The sequence below is a fragment of the Bradyrhizobium sp. NDS-1 genome, assembly GCF_032918005.1.
GTDB classification, from domain to species: domain Bacteria; phylum Pseudomonadota; class Alphaproteobacteria; order Rhizobiales; family Xanthobacteraceae; genus Bradyrhizobium; species Bradyrhizobium tunisiense.
In genome coordinates this window covers 622,722-645,539 of record NZ_CP136628.1, presented here as the reverse complement: position 1 = coordinate 645,539, position 22,818 = coordinate 622,722, and the positions used below count along the sequence as shown (strand labels likewise).

Annotated in this window: 20 protein-coding genes; 11 read left to right on the top strand and 9 right to left on the bottom strand. The window is 64.9% G+C overall.

Going from position 1 to position 22,818, the window contains the following annotated elements; genetic code table 11:
• Positions 1–2: 2 nt before the first annotated feature.
• From RX330_RS03000 to RX330_RS02990, 3 genes are all read right to left on the bottom strand, one after another.
• Entirely contained in the window at positions 3–860 is an 858-nt protein-coding gene (locus tag RX330_RS03000; RefSeq protein WP_212079532.1) for a branched-chain amino acid ABC transporter permease, read from the bottom strand.
• Positions 861–896: 36 nt separating this feature from the next.
• Positions 897–2,411 (bottom strand): amidase, encoded by a 1,515-nt coding sequence (locus RX330_RS02995; RefSeq protein WP_317242028.1) that lies wholly within the window; start codon positions 2,409–2,411, stop codon positions 897–899.
• Positions 2,412–2,588: 177 nt separating this feature from the next.
• Entirely contained in the window at positions 2,589–3,773 is a 1,185-nt protein-coding gene (locus RX330_RS02990; protein ID WP_317242027.1) for a substrate-binding domain-containing protein, read from the bottom strand.
• 179 nt (positions 3,774–3,952) lie between these two features.
• On the opposite strand from RX330_RS02990, the gene RX330_RS02985 reads away from it, so the two are divergent.
• Positions 3,953–4,396 carry a MarR family winged helix-turn-helix transcriptional regulator gene (locus RX330_RS02985; protein WP_212079529.1) on the top strand — a complete coding sequence of 148 codons (444 nt, stop codon included), beginning with the start codon at positions 3,953–3,955 and terminating at the stop codon, positions 4,394–4,396.
• A gap of 440 nt (positions 4,397–4,836) precedes the next feature.
• On the opposite strand, the gene secA is transcribed toward RX330_RS02985, so the two are convergent.
• Complete coding sequence (gene secA, locus RX330_RS02980; RefSeq protein ID WP_317242026.1) at positions 4,837–7,677, bottom strand: preprotein translocase subunit SecA; 2,841 nt, start codon at positions 7,675–7,677, stop codon at positions 4,837–4,839.
• A 352-nt stretch (positions 7,678–8,029) separates the two neighbouring features.
• Here secA and RX330_RS02975 point away from each other — a divergent pair, with 352 nt between their 5' ends.
• Together RX330_RS02975 and argJ are read left to right on the top strand one after the other, a co-directional pair.
• On the top strand, positions 8,030–8,944 hold the full coding sequence (locus tag RX330_RS02975; protein WP_212079527.1) for a peptidylprolyl isomerase: 915 nt from the start codon (positions 8,030–8,032) through the stop codon (positions 8,942–8,944).
• Between the two features lie 117 nt (positions 8,945–9,061).
• Complete coding sequence (gene argJ / locus RX330_RS02970) at positions 9,062–10,303, top strand: bifunctional glutamate N-acetyltransferase/amino-acid acetyltransferase ArgJ (RefSeq protein ID WP_212079526.1); 1,242 nt, start codon at positions 9,062–9,064, stop codon at positions 10,301–10,303.
• A 113-nt stretch (positions 10,304–10,416) separates the two neighbouring features.
• Here argJ and RX330_RS02965 read toward each other — a convergent pair whose 3' ends face one another.
• Positions 10,417–11,757, bottom strand: a complete 1,341-nt coding sequence (locus RX330_RS02965; protein ID WP_317242025.1) for a TadE/TadG family type IV pilus assembly protein — start codon at positions 11,755–11,757, stop codon at positions 10,417–10,419.
• Between the two features lie 142 nt (positions 11,758–11,899).
• Here RX330_RS02965 and RX330_RS02960 point away from each other — a divergent pair, with 142 nt between their 5' ends.
• The gene (locus RX330_RS02960; RefSeq protein WP_212079524.1) at positions 11,900–12,310 is read left to right on the top strand and encodes a (deoxy)nucleoside triphosphate pyrophosphohydrolase; all 411 of its coding nucleotides are present in this window, start codon (positions 11,900–11,902) and stop codon (positions 12,308–12,310) included.
• 63 nt (positions 12,311–12,373) lie between these two features.
• Here the strand turns inward: RX330_RS02960 and RX330_RS02955 are convergent, their stop codons facing one another.
• Complete coding sequence (locus RX330_RS02955) at positions 12,374–13,222, bottom strand: methyltransferase domain-containing protein (RefSeq protein WP_349643015.1); 849 nt, start codon at positions 13,220–13,222, stop codon at positions 12,374–12,376.
• Positions 13,223–13,330: 108 nt separating this feature from the next.
• Between RX330_RS02955 and RX330_RS02950 the strand changes: the two genes are divergently transcribed.
• The 5 genes from RX330_RS02950 to RX330_RS02930 are packed head-to-tail and all read left to right on the top strand — an operon-like array spanning position 13,331 to position 16,450.
• The gene (locus RX330_RS02950) at positions 13,331–13,918 is read left to right on the top strand and encodes a macro domain-containing protein (RefSeq protein ID WP_317242024.1); all 588 of its coding nucleotides are present in this window, start codon (positions 13,331–13,333) and stop codon (positions 13,916–13,918) included.
• A gap of 57 nt (positions 13,919–13,975) precedes the next feature.
• Positions 13,976–14,773 (top strand): ComF family protein, encoded by a 798-nt coding sequence (locus RX330_RS02945; RefSeq protein ID WP_317242023.1) that lies wholly within the window; start codon positions 13,976–13,978, stop codon positions 14,771–14,773.
• Between the two features lie 47 nt (positions 14,774–14,820).
• The gene (gene grxC, locus RX330_RS02940; protein ID WP_317242022.1) at positions 14,821–15,096 is read left to right on the top strand and encodes a glutaredoxin 3; all 276 of its coding nucleotides are present in this window, start codon (positions 14,821–14,823) and stop codon (positions 15,094–15,096) included.
• Positions 15,093–15,971 carry a carbon-nitrogen hydrolase family protein gene (locus RX330_RS02935; RefSeq protein WP_317242021.1) on the top strand — a complete coding sequence of 293 codons (879 nt, stop codon included), beginning with the start codon at positions 15,093–15,095 and terminating at the stop codon, positions 15,969–15,971. The genes grxC and RX330_RS02935 overlap by 4 nt, the downstream gene beginning before the upstream one ends.
• The gene (locus RX330_RS02930) at positions 15,968–16,450 is read left to right on the top strand and encodes a DUF1178 family protein (RefSeq protein ID WP_317242020.1); all 483 of its coding nucleotides are present in this window, start codon (positions 15,968–15,970) and stop codon (positions 16,448–16,450) included. The genes RX330_RS02935 and RX330_RS02930 overlap by 4 nt, the downstream gene beginning before the upstream one ends.
• On the opposite strand, the gene RX330_RS02925 is transcribed toward RX330_RS02930, so the two are convergent.
• From RX330_RS02925 to RX330_RS02915, 3 genes are all read right to left on the bottom strand, one after another.
• Positions 16,447–17,346 carry an EamA family transporter gene (locus RX330_RS02925; protein WP_317242019.1) on the bottom strand — a complete coding sequence of 300 codons (900 nt, stop codon included), beginning with the start codon at positions 17,344–17,346 and terminating at the stop codon, positions 16,447–16,449. The two genes, RX330_RS02930 and RX330_RS02925, sit on opposite strands and share 4 nt — an antisense overlap.
• Positions 17,347–17,503: 157 nt before the next feature.
• Positions 17,504–18,271, bottom strand: a complete 768-nt coding sequence (gene ubiG, locus RX330_RS02920) for a bifunctional 2-polyprenyl-6-hydroxyphenol methylase/3-demethylubiquinol 3-O-methyltransferase UbiG (protein WP_212079517.1) — start codon at positions 18,269–18,271, stop codon at positions 17,504–17,506.
• Positions 18,272–18,283: 12 nt separating this feature from the next.
• Positions 18,284–18,751 (bottom strand): PH domain-containing protein, encoded by a 468-nt coding sequence (locus RX330_RS02915; protein ID WP_212079516.1) that lies wholly within the window; start codon positions 18,749–18,751, stop codon positions 18,284–18,286.
• 150 nt (positions 18,752–18,901) lie between these two features.
• Here RX330_RS02915 and RX330_RS02910 point away from each other — a divergent pair, with 150 nt between their 5' ends.
• Both RX330_RS02910 and ptsP read left to right on the top strand, forming a co-directional pair.
• A complete protein-coding gene (locus tag RX330_RS02910) occupies positions 18,902–20,158 on the top strand; it encodes an aspartate kinase (protein WP_317242018.1) in 1,257 nt (418 codons plus the stop codon).
• Between the two features lie 375 nt (positions 20,159–20,533).
• Positions 20,534–22,801, top strand: a complete 2,268-nt coding sequence (gene ptsP / locus RX330_RS02905) for a phosphoenolpyruvate--protein phosphotransferase (protein ID WP_212079514.1) — start codon at positions 20,534–20,536, stop codon at positions 22,799–22,801.
• Positions 22,802–22,818: the final 17 nt, after the last annotated feature.

The following is a 22,818-nucleotide window of genomic DNA, read 5'->3' as shown; positions in this document are numbered from 1 at the left end:
GACTAAACCCCTTTTCCAGCGATGAGGCCCTGCGGGCGGAATTTGATGAAGACAATGGCAAGGACGAAGACGAGCACGTCGGCGACGACGGGCGCCATGATCCATGGCAGCGCGGCGCTGAGCGTGCCGATGACGCCGGCGCCTGCGACCGGCCCGATGAAGGAGCCGACGCCACCGACCATGACGGCGACAAAGCCCTGGATCAGGAAGCGCAGGCCGAGATCGGCGTAGAGGCTGAACACCGGCACGATCAGCGCGCCGGCAAGACCGGCGAGCGCGGAGCCGAAGGCGAAGGTGGCGCCGTACATCAGCGGCGTTGAGATGCCCGAGGCTCGCGCCAGCGATGGATTCTCCAGCGTGGCGCGCATGCGCAGGCCGAAGCTGGTGCGCGACAGCAGCAAATAGCAGCCTGCCATCACCAGCAGCGTGATCACGATGATGGTGAAGCGCCAGGCCGAGATGTGCATGGCGCCGATGTCGATGGAGCCGCCGATCGGCTCGGGGACGGTGAGATAGAAGCCGCCGATCAGGCCGCGCACGGATTCGCGGATGATGAGGCCAAGCGCGTAAGTGCCCAGCATGGCGACGATCGGCGCGGCGTAGAATCTGCGGATGATCAGCGCCTCCAGCACGAAGCCGAGCGCGCCGACCACGAAGGGCGCCGCGACCATGCCGGCCCAGATCGGCATGCCCTTGGCGTAGGCGAGATAGGTGATGTAGGCCCCGAGCAGGACGAATTCGCCCTGCGCGAAGTTGAAGATGCCCATCATGCTCGCGATGATCCCGAGCCCCAGCACGATCAGGACGATGATCGCGCCGAAGCTCAAGATCTCGAACGCCGCGACGAACGCGTTAGCCATGCTTTTGGGTTCCGTTCGCCTGCATCGGTGCTCCGCTCACATCTTCTTCCAGTCGCCGATCTGCTCGAAGGCATGCGCGGCGCGGTAGATGGTGGATTCCTCGAACATGCGGCCGACCAGCATCAGACCGACCGGCAGGCCGTCGACCATGCCGCAGGGCAGCGACATCGCGGGATGATGAGTGATGTCGAACGGCGCGGTGTTGGAGATCATCTCCAAGGCGCGGGCGACGTAATCCTCGCGGCTGGCATTGGGCTCCGGCAGCTTGGTCGCCTTCATCGGCGTGGTCGGCAGCAGCAGCAGGTCGTAATCTTTGAAGGCCTTGTCGTAGGCCGCGGTCAGGCGTCGCGAGATGTTGAGCGCCTTGCCGTAATAGCGCGGACCGAAATTGTTGTTGATGTAGGTGCCGAGCAGCAGGAACAGCTTTGTGGTCTCGGACAGCGAGTCCGCCTGACGGCGCCAGCCGCGATGGAAATCCATCAGCGTGGTGGAGTAGAGATCGGCGCGGGAGAGGCCATAACCGTCGCCATACATCATGGTCTGGGTCATGCCCTCGGTGCCGATCGGGGTCCAGATCGCCGGGCCCGCGAGGTGCATCGGGATCGAGACAGTCTCGACCGTCGCTCCCAGATCCTTGAAGCGCTTGGCGGCCTCGCGCACGCTTTCGTTCACGACGGCCTCCGCGTTCGCCTGCTCGAAGCCTTCCTTGAGAATGCCGATCTTCATGCCCTTGACGCCCTGGCCGAGCGCCTTGGTGTACTCCTCGACCTTGGGCGCCTTGATGCGCGGATCGTAGCCGTCGTCGCCGGCGAGCACTTCGAGCAGCAGCGCGTTGTCGGCAACGGTGGCCGTCATCGGGCCGGTGTGATCAACGAAGATCTCGATCGGCATGATCCCGGTATAGGGCACGAGGCCCCAGGTCGGCTTCATGCCGTAGGTGCCGCAGAACGAGGACGGCATGCGGATCGAGCCGCCCTGGTCGCCGCCGATCGCCATGTCGACCTCGCCGAGCGCGACGACGACGCCGCTGCCCGAGGACGAGCCGCCGGCCGAATAGCCCATCTTGTGCGGATTATGCACCGCGCCGACCGCGCCGGTGTGGCTGCCGCCGGACATGCAGAAGGATTCGCAATGCACCTTGCCGGCGATCTCGGCGCCGGCATCGAGCATGCGCGTGACGATGGTGGCGTCGAAATCGGGGACGTAGCCTTCCAGCGTCGCCGAGCCGTTCATCATGGGAACGCCGGCGAGCATGATGTTGTCCTTCAGGGCGACGGTCTTGCCCTTGAGCTTGCCGCTGGCGGCCCCCTTCACGGTCGACTTGCGATACCACGCGTTGCGCGGATTCTCCTCCGGCGAGGGCCGATAGCCGGGCGTGCGCGGATATTTGACCTCCGGCACTTCATCCGGCATCGCGCCGACGAGATTGTAGGCTTCGATCGAGCCCTGCATCAGGCCGCGGAACGAGGCGACGTCATCGTCGGTCAGCGAAAGGCCGCACTGATCGGCGACGGCGAGAAGTTGGGCTGGCGTGGGAAGGACAACAGTCACGGCGCTCTCCTGAAGTTTCTTGAAACGATCCCTTGAACGATCCCTCGGAACGGTCCTTGGACGCGGCCGCCCCGGTGCGACGCACGCACCCCGGCCTCGCCGAACATTCAAAACGGAAATATTTTCCTTTTCAAGTATTATTTTGCGATGAAGTGCGAGCGAATGGCCGCGCCGCGCTCAGAGCGGCTTGATCAGCTTGAAGTCGAGACCATCGGCCGCGGCGAGATGCATCGGCATCCGCGCGTGCCCGTTGCGGACGGTGACGACGCCGCGGGGGCCGCTGTAGACAATGTTGCAGCCGGCGGCGAGCATCGGCCCCAGCGCCAACGAACCGGCCTTGTTCGCGACGGCCTCGAGGAAGCGCAGGCCTTCGTAGCTGGATTGTCCGACCGAACCGATCGGGGGCGCGTTCGGTCCGAACATCGCGCGATAGCGGCTCTGGAAATCGTCGTTGGCGTGCGCGCCGGTGCCGGTGAAATAGCCCGAGGCACAATACATGTTCTCGCTGTTGTCGGCGCCGATGCCGAGCAGCACGGTATCATCCATGGCGCCGGCAAGCCGCAGCGTGGTGGCGCCCAGACCGCACTCGCCGAAGGCGCGATTGAAGGAGCTGCTGTCGGTTCCGATCAGCGAGATCAGCACGACGTCAGGCTTGGCCGCGCGGATGCGCGCCAGATGCGGCTCGTGATCGTCCTCGCCGAGGGGAACGAATTCCTCGCCGACGACGTGGCCGCCGGTCTCCTTGATGTAGTTCTTCACCGCGCGGTGCGATTGCCAGGGCCAGACGTAGTCGCTGCCGATCAGGTACCAGCGCCTGGCTTTCTTGACGTCGGCGAGCCAGTGGATCGCTGGCCGGCTCTGCCAGCGCGGCGTCTCGCCGATCGCCATCACGCCAGGCGTACGCTCGCCGCCTTCGTAGACCGGCGTATAGATATAGGGGATACGATGACGCGTGGTGACGTCGCGCAAGCCGACGCGGACCGCACTGGTGTGCAGCCCGACGATCAGATCGACCTCGTCGAACGCAATCGCCTGCTCGGCACGGTTCAGGACGTCATCGAGAGGCCCGCCGGCATCGTAGATCGAAAGCTCGATCTCGCGGCCGAGGATGCCACCACGCTTGTTGATCTCGGCGACGGCGAGCTTCGCGCTGTTGGTCGCGCAGGGTCCCCACACTCCGGGCGAACCGGTGCAGCAGATGAAGCCGCCGACACGCAGCTTGTTGGCGCCCCGCTGCCTGAAGGAGGCGTGATCGCGCGGCGACAGCGCACCATCCGCCGTTGCGGAGGACAAATTCCTGAACAGCAAAGACGGCGGTAGCGCCGGACCGCCGTGAGCCGGGAAGTTCACCGTCGCGCGCACGCCAACTCCTGTCTGACCCCAGACCTGAAAGCACATTCTTCGGGCGGCCGCGGCTTCCGCCCCTTTGTTGGGCAATGATCCTATTTTGAAAATATTGAATATTCAACAATTGAAGTGCATATAGATGCAGCATCGATTGCAAGACATTCACTCATTTGGGTCAAGACGAAGTCTTAGCCGTGGCAAAACCGTCGAAAGAAAACACCCCGATCACCGAACACCTCGCCTACCTGCTCGCGCAAGCCAACCGGGAAATCAACCGGCAGCTCGAACTGCGGTTGAGCAAGGAAGGCGTGCCGGTCGAGCAATGGCGCATCCTGAAGGTGCTGTCGGATGGCAACGGCCATTCGATGGGCGAGCTTGCGGACGCCGTGCTGCTCAACCATCCGACCCTGACCAAGATGATCGACCGCATGGTCTCGGACACGCTGGTCTACCGCGTGCAGGATCCGGGCGACCGCCGCAAGGTCCTGATGTTCATCTCCGACCGCGGCAAGGTGTTGAGCAGGAAGCTCAACTCGCTCGCGGTGGACCAGGAGGAGCACATCCTGGAGAGCTACGGCGATAAGTCGACCAGCGAATTGAAGCGGCTGCTGGAGAGTCTGATCGACAGCTCGAATTGAGTGGGCACGTCGCGAAAGTAGCCGCGTCCCCAACCCAGCAAACCGCGTCGTCCCGGCGAAAGCCGGGACCCATAACCACAGGGCGCAGCTGTTTCAAAGATTGTTGGTTGCCCTGCTTCGCACGGTATGACGACCGCGGGCCTTCGATAGATCCCGCGGTATGGGTCCCTGCGTTCGCAGGAACGACGATGTGGAGAATCCTGCGCGCCCCACACTCAGCTGTCATCGCTCGATTTAATCGGGCGATCCAGTATTCCAGAGACTGATGTGATTGAACCGAGAGGCCGCGGCGTGCTGGGTCGCCCGGTCCCGGCTTCGCCAAGGCTACGCCGAGGCCCAGAGGGGTGCTCGGCGCGCCGAAGCTTCAGCGAAGGCGGCAAGCCGGGCGACGACCGTGGAGAATGAAGCGTCGATGTCGCGCCTCACGCCTGCGTGGCTAACTAGGCATACCGCCCGTGGCAGTGCTTGTACTTCTTGCCCGAGCCGCAGGGGCAGTCCTCGTTGCGGCCGATCTTGCCCCAACTGGCAGGGTTCTTCGGATCACGTAGCGAGGCATCCGTGGCTTGCGCACCCAGCGTGACGCTGGCGAGCGCCATTTCGTCCTCGCCGGTGTTCGGGTCAAATTTGTGCGCCTCCATCGGCGGCAGGACGGGAGCTTCCTGCTCCGGCGGGACAATCTCGACGCGCATCAGCTGCGCCGTGACGGCCTCGCGCAGATGCGCGCTCATCTCCTGGAAGAGATTGAAGGCTTCGGTCTTGTATTCCTGGAGCGGATCGCGCTGGCCGTAACCGCGCAGGCCGATGACCTGGCGCAGATGGTCGAGCATGATCAGATGCTCGCGCCAGAGGTGGTCGAGCGTCTGGAGCAAAATAGTCTTCTCGACGTAACGCATCACGTCGGGACCCCATTGCGCGACCTTGGCCGCCATGTGCTCGTCGGCCCTGGTCTCGATGCGATTCAGCAGCTCCTCGTCGGCGATGCCCTCTTCCTTGGCCCATTCGTCGACCGGCAGGTCGAGATCGAGCACGCGCTTCAGTTCATCCTTCAGGCCCGCAACGTCCCACTGCTCGGCATAGGCATGCTCGGGCACGTGCTTGGCGACGAGGTCGTCGATGAAGGCGTGACGCATGTCGGTGACGGTCTCGGCGACGCTCTCGTCCTTCATCAGCTCGACGCGCTGGTCGAAGATCACCTTGCGCTGGTCGTTCTGGACGTTGTCGAACTTGAGCAGGTTCTTGCGGATGTCGAAGTTGCGCGCCTCGACCTTCTGCTGCGCCTTCTCCAGGGCCTTGTTGATCCAGGGATGGATGATGGCCTCGCCCTCTTGCAGGCCGAGACGCTGCAGCATGCTGTCGAGGCGATCCGAGCCGAAGATGCGCATCAGATCGTCTTCCAGCGACAGGAAGAACTTGGAGCGGCCGGGGTCGCCCTGACGGCCGGAACGGCCGCGCAGCTGGTTGTCGATACGGCGGGATTCATGGCGCTCGGAGCCCATGATGTAGAGGCCGCCGGGCTTCGTCACGGTCTTGGCGGGCTTGCTGCCCTTCGCCGGCTCGATCTCGACGGTCTCTTCGGCCTTCAGCACGATCTCGCGGAAGCGTTCCACGTCGGCCTTGATCTGCTCGATCTTCCTGGCCTTCTCGGCCTCGTCCTCGATGCCCGCGGTCTCCTTCGGGATGCGCATCTCGAGCGAGCCGCCGAGCTTGATGTCGGTACCGCGGCCGGCCATGTTGGTCGCGATCGTGATCGCGCCGGGCACGCCGGCTTCCGCGACGATATAGGCTTCCTGCTCGTGGAAGCGCGCATTCAGCACCGCGAACAGCTTTGCCGGTTTGCCGGCGCGGGCGGCAGCGTAAAGCTTGTCGAGCGCGTTGTCCTTGCCGAAATCGATCTGCTTGTAGCCGTTCTTCTTGAGGAATTCGGCGAGCACTTCCGACTTTTCGATCGAGGCGGTGCCGACCAGCACCGGCTGCAGCCGCGAATTGGCACGCTCGATTTCGGCGAGAATCGCGCGGTACTTTTCCTGCTGGGTGCGATAAACCTCGTCGTCCTCGTCGAGGCGGCCGATCGGCACGTTGGTCGGGATTTCCACGACTTCGAGCTTGTAGATGTCGAAGAGCTCGTCGGCTTCGGTCAGCGCCGTGCCGGTCATGCCGGCCAGCTTTTCATACATCCGGAAATAGTTCTGGAAGGTGATCGAGGCCAGAGTCTGGTTCTCCGGCTGGACCTGCACGTGCTCCTTGGCTTCCAGCGCCTGGTGCAGACCTTCGGAATAGCGGCGCCCCTGCATCATGCGCCCGGTGAACTCGTCGATGATGATGACCTCGTCATCGCGGACGATGTAGTCCTTGTCGCGCGTGAACAGCGTGTGGGCGCGCAGCGCCTGGTTGATGTGGTGCACGACGGAGACGTTCTCGACGTCGTAGAGCGACTCGCCCTTGAGCTGGCCGGCGTCGCGCAGCAGGGTCTCGATCTTCTCCATGCCGGCTTCGGTCAGCGTCACCGTGCGCTGCTTCTCGTCGACGTCGTAGTCGGTCTTGTCGAGCTTGGGCAGGAAGCCGTCGATGGTGTTGTAGAAGTCGGAGCGGTCGTCGAGCGGACCGGAGATGATCAGCGGCGTGCGTGCCTCGTCGATCAGGATGGAGTCGACCTCGTCGACGATGGCGAAGAAGTGCGGCCGCTGGACCATGTCCTCGAGCCGGTACTTCATGTTGTCGCGCAGATAGTCGAAGCCGTATTCGTTGTTGGTGCCGTAGGTGATGTCGCAGGCATAGGCGGCCTTGCGCTCGGCGTCGTCGAGACCGTGCACGATCACGCCGGTGGTCATGCCGAGGAAGCTGTAGATCTGGCCCATCCAGCCGGAGTCGCGACGGGCGAGGTAGTCGTTGACGGTGACGACGTGGACGCCCTTGCCGGCGAGCGCGTTGAGATAGACCGCCAGGGTTGCGACCAGCGTCTTGCCTTCGCCGGTCTTCATCTCGGCGATGTCGCCCTCATGCAGCACCATGCCGCCGATCAGCTGGACGTCGAAATGGCGCTGGCCGAGCGTGCGCTTGGCGGCCTCGCGCACGGTTGCGAAGGCGGGGACGAGCAGGTCGTCCAGCGTCTTGCCCTCGGCGAGCTGCTTCTTGAACTCGGCGGTGCGGGCCTTGAGCGCCTCGTCGGAGAGCTTGGAGACCTCGGCCTCCAGCGCGTTGATCGCGTTGACGCGGGACTGATATCCCTTCACCCGCCGGTCGTTGGCGGAGCCGAAAAACTTGCGGGCGAGCGCGCCGATCATGCCTGGTTCCTGTGTTCGCGATTCAACCGCGTGGGCCTAAGAAGTTGTCACCCGCCTGCCCATCAACTCACCGTGACGCCTGACGGCGCCGCTGGCCCGGACTGCGGGGGCGTCCGCCATATGGGTGGGAATTGGGCAAGCCTGGGTTCAACGGCCAAAAACGCAGCAAAATAAACGCCATCGCCATGGTCGCGACCGGGCAGAGATATGGCCCGGTCAGGGCCTTGTCAACGGCGGGCGCATTGCGGCTAATTCATCATTTTGACAGACTTTTCGCGTTGCCAAGGCCCCCTGAATTGGGCGAGTGTCCGCCCCGCTCGAGCAGCCCCCTGCTTCAACATAAGGATTTTCCATGACCACCTCGTTCCCGGCAACCACCGGCCAGCGTTTCCGCCGCGCGTCCGCCCTGGCTGGCAGCCTCGCCCTGGCGCTGTCCCTGGCGTTCGCGGGCCCGCTCCGGGCCGCCGACGATCCGGTGCTGGCGAAGGTCAATGGCGCGGAAATCAAGAAGAGCGACGTCGCCATGGCCGAGGAGGAGCTCGGGGCGAGCCTCGCCCAGATGGACCCGGCGACCAAGGACGAGAACGTCCTGTCGTTCCTGATCGACATGAAAATCGTCAGCAAGGCTGCCGAAGACAAGAAGGTCGCCGACAGCGAGGAGTTCAAGAAGCGCCTGGCATTCGCCCGCAACCGGCTTCTGATGGACAGCCTGCTCGCGGGCGAGGGCAAGGCCGCCACCACCCCAGACGCCATGAAGAAGGTCTATGAGGAGGCCTCCAAGCAGATCACCGGGGAGCAGGAGGTGCGGGCGCGCCACATCCTGGTCGAGACCGAGGACGAGGCCAAGGCCGTGAAGGCCGAGCTCGACAAGGGTGCCGATTTCGCCGAGCTGGCCAAGAAGAAGTCCAAGGATCCGGGCTCGGCCGACGGCGGCGACCTCGGCTTCTTCACCAAGGAACAGATGGTGCCGGAATTCTCGACGGTCGCCTTCGCCATGGAGCCCGGCAAGATCTCCGACCCCGTGAAGTCGCAGTTCGGCTGGCACATCATCAAGGTCGAGGAAAAGCGCAACCGCAAGGCGCCGGACTTCGAGCAGGTCAAGACCCAGATCGAGAGCTACGTTACCCGCAAGGCCCAGGCCGAGTACGTGGCCAAGCTGCGCGCGGAGGCCAAGGTCGAGCGTCTGGATCAGCCGGCGGCCGACGCCAAGCCGGCGGACGCAGCCAAGCCGTCCGACAGCAAGATGGCTCCGCCTGCCAAGAAGTAAGACCGCGAAGAAGCAAGAATTCTCTGTCACTTCACGGACGCCAATAGTATCTAACGTCGCAATGGCCGGGGATTCCCCGGCCATCTGCATGTCCAGACCCACCAAGGCGCCCCCGCGATGTCCTCAACCGTCTCCCCGCTCGCTCCGAAAACCGTTCCCGACATGCCCGTGATTGCGGGTATCCGCCTTGCGACGGCCGAAGCCGGCATCCGCTACAAGAACCGCACCGACGTGCTGCTGGCGGTGATGGACAAGGGAACCGCGGTGGCCGGCGTCTTCACCAAATCGAAGTGCCCCTCCGCCCCCGTGGAATGGTGCCGCGCCAAGCTGAAGGGCGGCAAGGCACGCGCCCTCGTCGTCAATTCCGGCAACGCCAATGCCTTTACCGGCAAGACCGGCCGCGCCTCGACTGCGCTGACCGCCAAGATCGCAGCCAAGGCGGTCGGATGCAGCGAGAGCGAGATCTTCCTGGCCTCGACCGGTGTGATCGGCGAGCCGCTGGACGCGACCAAGTTCGACGGCGTGCTGGGCCGCCTCGCCGAGGCCGCCGAGCCCGGCGACTACCTCACTGCCGCCAAGGCGATCATGACCACCGACACCTTCCCGAAGGTCGCGACCGCGACCGTCAAGCTCGGCAAGGCCAAGGTCACCATCAACGGCATGGCCAAGGGCGCCGGCATGATCGCCCCCGACATGGCGACGATGCTGTCCTTCATCTTCACCGACGCGCCGATCGCGCCCGCCGCGCTGCAGGCGTTGCTCAAGGCCGGCGTCGAGGACACCTTCAACGCCGTGACGATCGATGGCGACACCTCGACCTCGGACACGCTGCTGGCCTTCGCCACCGGAACTGCCGCCGAGCACGGCGCACCGAAGATCAGCCGCGCCAGCGATCCGCGCCTGAAGGCTTTCGTCAAGGCGTTCAACCAGGTGCTCGCCAACCTCGCCGAGCAGGTGGCGCGCGACGGCGAGGGCGCGCGCAAGCTGGTCGAGATCACGGTCGAGGGCGCCAAGACCAAGGCCTCGGCACGCAAGATCGCGATGTCGATCGCGAACTCGCCGCTGGTGAAGACCGCGATCGCCGGCGAGGACGCCAATTGGGGCCGCGTGGTGATGGCGGTCGGCAAGGCCGGCGAGCCGGCCGATCGCGACAAGCTCTCGATCTCCTTCAACGGCATCCGCGTCGCCAAGAGCGGCGCACGCGATCCGTCCTATGACGAAGCCCAGGTGTCGGAAGCGATGAAGGCGCCGGAGATCGCAATTCTGGTCTCGCTCGGCCTCGGAAAGGGCCGCGACCGCGTCATGACCTGCGACCTCACCAAGGAATATGTCGCGATCAACGGCGATTACAGGTCTTAGGCCCCACGTTGTCATTCCGGGCTCGCGACGCGAGAACCCGGAATCCGGATGTTCATGCGGCGCGAGATTCCGGGTTCGATGCTGGCGCATCGCCCCGGAACACGTCCCTGGCCTCACCCCGAAATCCGCGCGTCCGCGACCGCCTTCCGGAATAATGCGTTCATCGCATCCGAGATGCCCTGCGTCGGGCTCACCTCGAAATACAGCCCCGGCGAGGCGCAGCTCTGCATCTTCTGGGCGATCTCGCTGTTGGGCGACGGGCCGAACGGCGGCTTGTTGAACGGGTCGATCCAGCTCATGTACCAGGAGTTGGTCGGCAGTTGCAGGTAGGTGGTGTAGAGCACCGCGACCTTGATCTTGCGGTTCTTCAGCGTGTCACAGAGCGCGCTGTTGATCGGCGACTGGCAGCGCGACATGCCGCTCACGTTCTTGATCGGCTTCAGGCATCCCGAATTGTTCTCGTCCGCCACCCCGTCGGAGACGAAGAACACGTACTTCAGCGGCGCGGACGACGTCCCCGCCCCGGGCGCGCTGATCAGATTGTTGAGCGCCGGAAAGACCGAGCTGAAGGGCGTATCCATGTCCTTGGTGTAGGCGTCATTGTTGCCGTAGACGCCCATCAGGTCGATGTTTGCCGCGGCCGACTTGGCGCTCGACAGGCTGGACGACAGCGCGAACGGCGCGCGCAGGCCGATGCTCGAGGACGCCGCGCCGAAATCGTAGATCGCCATGCGGAACTGGTTCGAATAGGTCTGGCTCGCGGCGGCCGTGTCCATCAGGGACTGGGTGGCACTGCGCAGCACGTCGATCCGCGTGGTCACACCGATGGACTTGGCGAGATTGTAGTAATTGTTGGGGTCGTTGTAGTCGTGGCAGGCGAAAGCGCATTTGTCGGACGTGTTGCTGACCATCTTGCTGACGTCAGCGGGCGTCGCCGCCACGCCCATCGACGGTGAATTGTCCAGCAGCAGGTAGAAGTCGACATAGAGCGGCATGCTCGCCGTTGCCGTCGACGTGCCGCTGGCCGCCAGCGCGGTCTTGCCGATCACGCCGAGGAACATGGACTTGATGCTGCCGGTGAACGCGACGGTCGAGGTGACCGTCGAGCCGTTCTTGACCACGGCCGGCGTGACGCTGTCGAGCGTATAGCCGGTCAGGTTGGCGACGTTGGCATTGAAGATGTTCCTTGCGTCGGCGACACCGGCCGGGATCGCACCGTCCGAGGTCATCGTGCCCGCAGCCGCAAAGGCCGGTGAAGCCTTGGCGATCGCACCGACACTGGCCGCGTCGGCCGCGGCCTGCAGCTTCGACCGCATCTGCGTTGCGCGGGAGTAATCGACCGCGCAACCGATCACCGTGATCACGGGGACGCAGGCGAGTGCGAAAATCACCGCAATATTGCCGCGCCGGTCGGTTGCGAACCGGCGAATAATGGAGCAAAGCACGGCGCGCATGGATGAAGCCCGGAATGGATTAAATATGTTCCCACTCTAGGAACCCTTGATTAAATATGACTTATGGGGCCGCTGGAATCGTAGCCCCTTCAGCACGATTAACGAATCCTTGCGAACGACCCCAGCGAGCGACATTCCGAACATGGCCGACCTCAAACTGACACTGGTGGTGGCCTGCGCGCTGGTCGACGCCGACAAGCGCGTCCTGATCGCGCAGCGCCCCGAGGGCAAGGCGCTGGCCGGCCTCTGGGAGTTTCCCGGCGGCAAATGTGAACCCGGCGAGCGGCCGGAGCAGAGCCTGATCCGTGAGCTGCACGAGGAGCTCGGCATCACCGTCGCCGAGCCGTGCCTCGCGCCGCTGACCTTCGCGAGCTATGGCTATGATAGCTTCCACCTGCTCATGCCGCTCTATATCTGCCGGCGCTGGGAAGGGATTGTGACGGCGCGCGAGGGCCAGAACCTCGCCTGGGTTCGCGCCAACAAGCTGCGTGACTACCCGATGCCGCCCGCGGACATTCCGCTGATCCCGCATTTGATCGATTTGCTGATGTGACGATGCTCGTGCATCGTCATTCCGGGGCGCCCAAAGGGCGAACCCGGAATGACAGCGTGTGGATCACTCCTTCCCCGCCTTCTTCACCGCCTCGGCCAGGCTCGCCTTGGCCGATCCCGGCTTCAGCGGCTGCTGCTGGCTGACATGCGGCGCCCAGCCTGAGAGCCAGATGATGTCGAACGTCGCGCGGATGCGGCCATCGGCATCGGCAAAGCGCTCGGTGTAGATCTCGGCCATCCGCAGCAGCGTCGCGCGCCGCGACGGCGCGCGCCGCCGCTCGATCAGCACATTGCCGGCGCCCATGCGGCGGAGATCCTGCATCAAGGCGAACGCGTTGGCGTAACGCACCACGACGCGATCGACGTCGGTCACGGGCAACGCAAAGCCGGCCCGTTGCAACAACGCGCCGATGTCGCGCAAATCCGCGAACGGCGCGACGCGTGGCGAGACACCGCCCTCGCATTCGGCCTCCGCCGCGGCAAAGGCCTGCCGCAGCTCGGTCAGGCTGTCGCCGCCGATCATCGCGGCCAGCAGCAGCCCATCCGGCTTCAGCGCGCGACGCACCTGCGCCAGCACGCCCGGCAGGTCGTTGACGAATTGCAGCGCGAGCGCCGAGACGACGAGGTCGAGGCTTTCGGGTGCAAAGGGCAATTTCTCCGCACCCGTCGCATCGAGCGCGATGTGCTCAATGGCAGGAAGCCGCGTGCGCAGCACCGCGAGCCCTTCGCCGGGCGTCCAAAGATCGGCCGCCGCGTGAAACTCGCGCATCACCGCAGCCAGCCGGTCGGATATGTCCTCGGCGACGCGATCGAGCAGAAAGGTGACCTCGCCCTGCGCCCGCGCACGCTGCTGCCGTGCGTTCAGCAAGGCGCGATCAAACAGGGCGGGAGGATTTGGGGGGGTCTGAGCCATGCCGCTGGTTACGCTTATGACGGCCACTCTGGCAACCCAGGCAGCAGCGAGGCAGGTGGTACGGTTAGGCGCATGATCGTATAGTCGGGCATCACCGAGGCTCCGGCAGTGCTTAACATTCACCTCCGAGACATCAGCGCCGACGTTGTTGAAGCCTGGAGGGCGGCGTTTGCTGACGTGGCCGCGGTCGAGGTTTCGCTCGGCGACATTTTCGCGCGGGAGTCCGACGCGATCCTGAGCCCCGCGAACAGCTTTGGACACATGGATGGCGGGATCGACCTGCTCTATTCGCGATACTTTGGCTGGGATCTCCAAACCAATCTGCAAGCCGTATTGGCGGAGCATCATTATGGAGAACTCCCGGTCGGCCAAGCGATCGTGCTTGCTACGGGCCACGAGCGCTTTCCGTTTCTCGTGAGTGCGCCCACGATGCGCGTCCCAGCGCGCATCGACCAGACAGTGAACGTTTACCTCGCGTTCCGGGCAGCGCTGATCGCTGTCGTCAGGCACAATGCCGGTGCTAACGAGGCGATCCGCTCTCTCCTCGTCCCGGGTCTGGGGACAGGAATAGGTGCGATGCCGCCTACGCGGGCCGCTCGCCAGATGCGGCTTGCCTATGATTCGATCCTCGCGCCGGCCCTGGATCCGCGGAGCGCCCGCACCATCCTGAGAGAGCACCACGAACTACTCTCCTGATGCCCCTTCCGGGCAGAGCCGCTTGAGCCCTCGCAAATGGAACGCTAGCCTTTTCCTATGGAAGCCGACGCCGCCCCCACCCGTTCCATTGCCTCACCGCTGCGTGCCGCGTGGACGGCCGGCCGCCATGTGCTGACGCGCGCGGCACGGCTCGCGCTCGACATCGCGCTGCCGACGCAGTGCGTGTCCTGCCGCGAGCCGGTCGATGGCGAGGGTGTTTGCGCTTCGTGCTGGGCGCGGCTGTCGTTCATCGAACGGCCCTATTGCCCGCGGCTCGGCATTCCCTTCGTCTATGATCCCGGCCCCGACATGCTGTCGATGGAGGCGATCGCGAACCCGCCCGCCTACCAGCGGGCCCGCGCGGCAGTACGCTATGACGACGTCGCGCGCACGCTGGTGCATGCGCTGAAATACCAGGATCGCACCGATCTGGCGCCGGCCATGGGCCGCTGGATGGCGCGGGCGGGCGGCGAGCTGCTGGCCGGGGCCGACATGCTGGTGCCGGTGCCGCTGCACTGGCGGCGGGCCTGGCGGCGCCGCTACAACCAATCCGGGGCGCTGGCGCAGATCATCGGTCGACAGAGCGGGGTCCAGACGAAGGCCGAGGTGCTGCGCCGGGTGCGCGCCACCGAGCAGCAGATCGGCCTGTCGCGGTCCCAGCGCGGGACCAATGTGCAGGGCGCGTTTCAGGTATCCCCGGACCGCCAGGCTGAAGTCCAGGGCCGCCGCATTGTCCTGATCGACGACGTCCTGACCTCGGGCGCGACCCTGGACGCCTGCGCGCGGGCCCTGCTGCGTGCCAAGGCCGCCCAGGTCGACGTGCTGGTGTTCGCCCGGGTTGTGGAGGTCAAGTAAAGTCCCATATAATTCAATGAATTCATGACAAGAGAGCGCCAGACGAGATGACTGCTGCTGTCGAGATCTACACCAGGCCGGGCTGCGGCTATTGTTCCGCCGCGAGGTCACTGCTGACCCGCAAGAAGGCGGCTTTCACGGAATTCGACGTCGCCAAGAACCCGTCCTGGCGGGCCGAGATGTACGACCGCGCCGGCGAGGGCGCGACCTTTCCGCAGATCTGGATCGGCGGAACTCATATCGGCGGCTGCGACGACCTCTACGCACTCGATCGGGAAGGCAAGCTCGACGGCATGCTCGAGAGCGTGAAGGCGGTGTCATGAGCGAGAATCGGACGTTTACCGCCGCGATGGTGCAGATGCGGACCGGGCTGATGCCGGGGCCGAGCCTCGAACAGGCCACCAAGCTGATCCGGCAGGCTGCGGCCAATGGCGCCGACTACGTGCAGACCCCCGAAGTCAGCAACATGATGCAGCTGAACCGCAAGGCGCTGTTCGAGCATCTGCAGAGCGAGGAGGACGACACCTCGCTGAAGGCCTACCGCGCGCTCGCGGCAGAGCTGAAGATTCACCTCCATGTCGGTTCGCTGGCGCTACGCTATTCGCCGGAGAAGGCCGTCAACCGCTCGTTCCTGATCGGGCCCGAGGGCAATGTGCTCGCGAGCTACGACAAGATCCACATGTTCGACATCGAGCTGCCGGACGGCGAGAGCTACCGCGAATCCGCCAATTACCAGCCGGGCGAGACTGCCGTGATCTCCGACCTGCCCTGGGGCCGCGTGGGCTTGACGATCTGCTACGATGTGCGCTTCCCCGCGCTCTACCGTGCCCTCGCCGAGAGCGGCGCGTATTTCATCACCGTGCCCTCGGCCTTCACCCGCAAGACCGGCGAAGCGCATTGGCACGTGCTGCTGCGTGCGCGCGCGATCGAGACCGGCTGCTTCATCTTCGCCGCAGCCCAGGCAGGCTTGCACGAGAACAAGCGCGAGACCTACGGCCATTCGCTGATCATCGACCCCTGGGGCGAGATCCTCGCCGAGGGCGACGTCGAGCCCGGCATCATCATGGCCAAGATCGATCCGGCCAGGGCCGACACCGCGCGCCGCGCGATCCCCTCGCTCCAGCACGGCCGCCGCTTTGGCGTATCCGACCCCAAGGCGGGGCCGGATCATCTGCACCTTGTGCGAGGATCGGCATGATCCGCTACGCGCTTCGCTGCGACGGTGACCACGATTTCGAAAGCTGGTTCCAGAGCTCGTCGGCCTATGATCAGCAGGTCAAGCGCAAGCTCGTGACCTGCCCGATCTGCGGCTCGGCCAAGGTCGACAAGGCGATCATGGCGCCGCGCATCGTCGGCAAGAAGGGCCGCGGCCGCGCGACGCCGCCGCCGGAGCCTGCGGCTGCGACCACGCCCGAAGCCGCACCGTCAGGCCCGACGTCGCTACTGATGGCGCAGGAGAAAGAGCTGCGCATGAAGTTGAAAGAACTGCGCGATCACATCGTGAAGAACGCCGACAATGTCGGCGAGCGTTTTGCGAACGAAGCCCGCGCGATGCATTACGGCGACAAGGAGCATCGTCCGATCTACGGCGAGGCCTCGCCGGAAGAAGCGAAGTCCCTGATCGACGAGGGCATCGAGGTTTCGCCGCTGCCGACTCTGCCGGAAGACCGGAATTAGACTCCCACCAGTAGCGCCACGCCGGCCACGATCAGCAAGATGCCGAAAATCTCCCGCGGCGCGATCGGCTGCTTGAATGAATAATACGCCACGCCTTGCGCGAACAGCACCTCGATCAAAGCGAGCGTGCGGACATTCGCCGCTGCGGTCAGCGCGAAGGCCAGGAACCAGAATTGCGAGGCGAAGGCGCCCGTAAAGCCCGCCAGCATCGATGGCCTCCACAGGCCGAGAATTCCCCGCAACACGTCCGGCGCACGCCAGAGCAGATAGATCGTCAGCACCAGCGTCTGCACAAACAGGCCGAGCACCAGCGTGAACGATGCTGAGGTTACGAACGATACGCCGGGCACATTGATGATGGCGCCGCGGAAACCGACCGCGGAGAGCGCGAAAGCCGCAGCCGCAACGAGGCCGGTGATGGTCGGCCTCAATTCCGCGAAACTCTTCTCGCCGCCGGGCCGCAGCGCGGTGATGACGACGCCGACAGTCGCGATCACGATCGCCAGCACCTTCAGCCAGGTCAGGTGATCGCCGAGGAAGACGAAGCCGAAGATCGCGGTCTGGATCGCCTCGGTCTTGAGGTATGCCGTCGTCACCACGAAGGAGCGGTCGTTCATCGCCAGCAGCATCAGGCCCGTCGCGACGATCTGGCTGAGCGCTCCGAGCAACAGCCACGGCCAGAACACGGTCGGCGGCATGCCGAGATGATCGCCGGTCGCGATCAGAACCACACCTAAGAACAGCACCGAGAACGGGAAGCCGAACAGGAAGCGGATATTGGTCGCGCCCCAGGTCCCCAGCGGCTTCGTCAGCGACCGCTGCATCGCATTGCGCGCGACCTGCCCGAGCGCGGCAATGACGGTAAAGGGAATCCAGAGGCTGGCGATGGTGAGCATCGGGGTGGGTGAACAGGCGTTAGCGGGAAATCAATGCGGCCAACCTGCAAGTTGAGGCCAGCGCGGTCAACCGCGGGGATGTCATGGGAGCGATGCCCGCGTCACAATCTCCGCCGTCGTCCCAGAGACACGAATTCGCGCCTCGCTCACAGCGCCCTCACACCATCGCTTCGGCCACCACCATGTAGTTCACGTCCATGTCCGACGAGAGCGTCCATTTGTCGGCGAAGGGGCTGTAGACCACGCCGGTCTGCTCGGTGATGACGAGGCGGTTGTCGAGCAGATATTTCGTCAGCTCGTCGGGGGTGACGAACTTGTTCCACTCATGGGTGCCGCGCGGCAGCCAGCGCAGGACGTATTCGGCGCCGACGATGGCGAGCGCAAAGCTCTTCCAGTTGCGGTTCAGCGTCGAGACCACCATGAGGCCGTTCGGCTTCAGCATCGCCGCGCAGCGCTTCAGGAAGATTCCGACGTCGACGACGTGCTCGACCACTTCCATCGCCAGCACGATGTCGAAGCGCTCGCGCGGGTCGATCTCCTCCACCGTGGTGCAGCGGTAATCGATCGCAAGATGGCCCTTGTCGGCATGCAGCTTCGCCGCGGCGATGTTGCTCGCCGACGGATCGACGCCGATGACCTGCGCCCCGAGGCGCGACAGCGGCTCACACAACAGGCCGGCGCCGCAGCCGATGTCGAGGACGCGCAGGCCGCCGAGGCAGTTGAGGCTGCGCAAATTGCGCTCGAACTTGCGGCAGGCGGCGTCGCGGATATAACCCAGCCGCAGCGGATTGATCCGGTGTAGCGGCGCCATCTTGCCGTTGGGATCCCACCACTCCGCCGAGAGTTTTGAGAATTTCGCGATCTCGGCGGCGTCGACGGTCGAGCCCGGCTGGGCAGTGGCGGAAGTATTTTGCTGCATGCTCATGGTGACGCGGTCCTACCGCGTGGTGATCGAACTACGGAAGGCGAGCGGCGAGGCGATCGTCCGGATGGTCTCGCGGCCTTCGCCGACCCCGTTGATGGTCACGTCGCCGTAGTTGAGAATACGTCCAAGAATCGTCTGGTTGACGTCGACACTCTCGACCTTGTCCAGCGCCATCTCGAAGGTGCGGCGCTTGATGAAGCCGGTCTTGTGCACAATCCTGAGATTGGTGACGTCGGTCTCGGTGGTGAAGCGGTGGAACCAGCCCTTCACGGTCCAATAGAGGGCGGCGAGAGCCACCAGCGCGGCGGCGACGAGACACAGCAGCACGAGCCCTTCGACCGTGGTCTGCCGCGACAGCACGAACAGGCCCAAGGCCACGATCCAGGCCAGGATCGCCGGAAAATAGAAGATCCAATGCGCATTGGTCGAATACAGCACCCGCTCGCCGGGCTGCAGAATCTCGTCGATGTAACGCGCCATGACCTCGGTTAACCCATTGCCCGCACCCGGCCCCGCAGGAACCCGCTTGCCCCCGGCCCCGCCGCTATGTATACGCGCGGTCGGTGTCCGCAGGCACCTGTCCGGTGCGGGTCACCATACTGATCCCTTTGAAGGAATGCACGCGTCGTCATGAGCCGCCTCGTGATGAAATTCGGCGGCACATCCGTCGCCAACATCGAACGTATCCGCAACGTCGCACGCCATGTGAAGCGTGAGGTCGATGCCGGCCACGAAGTGGCCGTGGTCGTCTCGGCGATGTCCGGCAAGACCAACGAGCTGGTGGCCTGGTGCACCGAGGCCTCGCCGATGCATGACGCGCGCGAATACGACGCCGTCGTGGCCTCCGGCGAGCAGGTCACCTCCGGCCTGCTTGCCATCGCGCTCCAGGGCATGGGCATCCAGGCCCGCTCCTGGCAGGGTTGGCAGATCCCGATCAAGACCAGCGACGCCCATGCCTCGGCCCGGATCGAGGACATCGACGGCAGCGAGATCATCAAGCGCTTTCGGGAGCGCAAGGAGGTCGCGGTCATCGCCGGCTTCCAGGGCATTGAGCCCAAGACCAACCGCATCACCACGCTGGGCCGCGGCGGCTCCGACACTTCGGCTGTGGCCGTTGCCGCAGCCGTCAAGGCCGACCGCTGCGATATCTATACCGACGTGGACGGCGTCTACACCACCGACCCGCGAATCGTGCCGAAGGCCAAGAGGCTCGACAAGATCGCGTTCGAAGACATGCTGGAACTGGCCTCGCAGGGCGCGAAGGTGCTCCAGGTCCGCTCGGTGGAACTCGGCATGGTCCACAACATGCCGATCTTCGTCCGCTCGAGCTTCGACAAGCCCGAGGATATCGACCCGCATGCCAACCAGCCGCCCGGCACGCTGATCTGCAGCGAGGAGGAGATCATGGAAAGCCACGTCGTCACCGGTATCGCCTTCTCCAAGGACGAGGCCCAGATCTCGGTGCGCCAGATCGAGGACAAGCCGGGTGTTGCGGCCTCGATCTTCGGCCCGCTGGCGGATGCCAACATCAACGTCGACATGATCGTGCAGAACGTGTCCGAGGACGGCAAGACCACCGATCTCACCTTCACGGTGCCGGCGGCCGACTATACCCGCGCCAGGGACACGATTACCGCCGCCAAGGGCCAGATCGGTTATGCGCGGCTCGATACCGCCACCGACGTCGCCAAGATCTCGGTGATCGGCAGCGGCATGCGCAGCCATGCCGGCGTCGCGGCCCAGGCGTTCTCGGCCCTTGCGGGGCGGAATATCAACATCCGGGCCATTACAACCTCCGAGATCAAATTCTCGGTGTTGATCGACACCGCCTATACCGAGCTCGCGGTGCGTACGCTGCACACGCTCTACGGCCTCGATCAGGCCTGAAGCGCGCCTCTCGTCGCGCTTCAGATTGTTGTTTGAGCGTGGTCTTACCGGAAAACCGCTTTGCACTTCTCCGGGCCACGCTTAGGCTAATTTTCTCTTAGCGGTCGCAGCAAACGCCGAGGTGTCCACACATTCGCGTTTGGCAGGCGTTTTGCTTGGCAAAACAAGCCTCAATTCGCTATACGGCGAACAGGGTGGGCTGCCGCAGACTGTGTCCCAGTTCGGGCGGCGCTGATTCGGTGCAGGCGCCAAAATCTCGCGAGGATTTTGGGTTTGCGCCTGCGCCGGACAAACAAATTGGTTGTTTTTCTGGAATTTTAGGCCAGCCGCCGGCCGATACCGCCGGGCCCGGCAGACGGAGGAGATTGACGGTTCATGCGGAGCGCGTCGGGAGGTCCCCGCGTCTTGTTGAGACGGCTCCGCGAAACCATGGCGGAGCAGGTCTCGGCCCAGGAGCGGCTGGACAAGATCGTGGTGCTGATCGCCGCCAACATGGTGGCCGAGGTGTGCTCGGTCTACGTGCTGCGCATCGACAACACGCTGGAGCTCTACGCCACCGAAGGTCTCAACCGCGAGGCGGTACACCACACCGTGCTGAGTGCCCATGAAGGCCTGGTCGGCCTCGTCGCCAGTGAGGCGACGCCGCTCAATTTGAGCGATGCGCAGAGCCACCCGGCCTTCTCGTTCCGCCCCGAGACCGGCGAGGAAATCTACCACTCCTTCCTTGGCGTGCCGATCCTGCGCGCCGGCAACACGCTCGGCGTGCTGGTGGTGCAGAACCGCGCCAAGCGCAACTATGTCGAGGAAGAGCTCGAGGCGCTGCAGACCACCGCGATGGTGCTGGCGGAGCTGATCGCCTCGGGCGAACTGTCGGCGCTGGCCCAGCCGGGCCAGGAGCCGGCCGCGCGCCATTCGGCGCAGAAGGTCGGCGCCATCCTGTCGGAGGGCATCGCGCTCGGCCATGTCGTGCTGCACGAGCCGCGCGTCGTCATCAAGGACTACATCGCCGAGGACCTGCCGAAGGAGATCAAGCGGCTCGACACCGCGCTCGCCAAGCTGCGGGCCGATCTCGACCGCATGCTGGAGCGCGGCGACGTCGCCGAGGGCGGCGAGCATCGCGAGGTGCTGGAAGCCTATCGCATGTTCGCCAACGACCAGGGCTGGTCGCACAAGCTGCACGAGGCGGTCGCCACCGGACTCACCGCCGAAGCCGCAGTCGAGCGCGTGCAGTCCGACACCCGTGCACGCATGCTGCGCTCGACCGACCCCTATTTGCGCGACCGCCTGCACGATCTGGAGGATCTCGGCTATCGCCTGATGCGGCAGCTGGTCGGCCAAGACCACGCGCCCTCGCGCGAGCAACTGCCCGACAACGCCATCGTCATCGCGCGCGCGATGGGCCCGGCGGCGCTGCTCGACTACGACCGCAAGCGCCTGCGCGGCATCGTGCTGGAGGAAGGCACCGCCAACTCGCACGTGTCGATCGTGGCCCGCGCGCTCGGCATTCCCGCGGTGGGCGAGGTACCGAACGCGCCCGGCATCGCCGATCCCGGCGACGCCATCATCGTCGACGGCACCTCCGGCTCGATCTATGTGCGCCCCTCCCAGGAAGTCGAGGCGGCGTTCGCCGAGCGCGTGCGCTTCCGCGCCCGCCGTCAGGCGCAATACCTGGCGCTGCGCGACCGGCCCTGCGTCACCAGGGACGGGCAGAAGGTCGAGTTGATGATCAACGCAGGGCTCGCCATCGACCTGCCGCATATCGAGGACACCGGCAGCGCCGGCATCGGCCTGTTCCGCACCGAGCTGCAATTCATGGTGGGCCAGAGCCTGCCGCGCACCAGCGACCAGCTTGCGCTCTATCGCACCGTGCTGGATGCCGCCGGTCCCAAGCCCGTCACCTTCCGCACCCTCGACATCGGCGGCGACAAGGCTCTGCCCTATATGGAAGCGGTGATCGAGGAAAATCCCGCGCTGGGCTGGCGCGCGATCCGGCTCGGGCTGGATCGCCCCGGCCTGTTGCGCGGCCAGATCCGCGCGCTGCTGCGCGCCGGCGGCGGCCGCGCGCTGCGCATCATGTTCCCGATGATTTCGGAGGTCGCCGAATTCGATTCGGCCAAGGCGCTGGTCGAGCGCGAGCTCACATACTTGCGCCAGCACGGCCACACGCTGCCGGAACGCATCGACATCGGCACTATGGTCGAGGTCCCCGCGCTGCTCTATCAGCTCGACGAGCTGCTGCGGAAGGTCGACTTCATCTCGGTCGGCTCCAACGATCTGTTCCAGTTCCTGTTCGCGGTCGATCGCGGCAATGCGAAAGTCTCCGAACGGTTCGACACCATGTCGGCGCCGATCCTGCGCGCGCTACGCGACATCGCGCGCAAGTCCCATGCGGCGAAGAAGTCCCTCTCACTCTGCGGCGAGATGGCGTCCAAGCCGCTCGGCGCGCTCGCTTTGATCGCGCTGGGCTATCGCTCGCTGTCGTTGTCGGCAACCGCGCTCGGCCCGGTCAAGGCGATGGTGATCGATCTCGATGCCAAGAAGGCCGAGGCCATGCTCGGCCCGCTCCTGGACGCGCCGGCGGGCAGCGTCTCGATCCGGCAGAAACTGACGGAATTTGCCGAGGCCGAAGGCCTGGCGTTGTAGCGGGCCTGTCCCGCTCC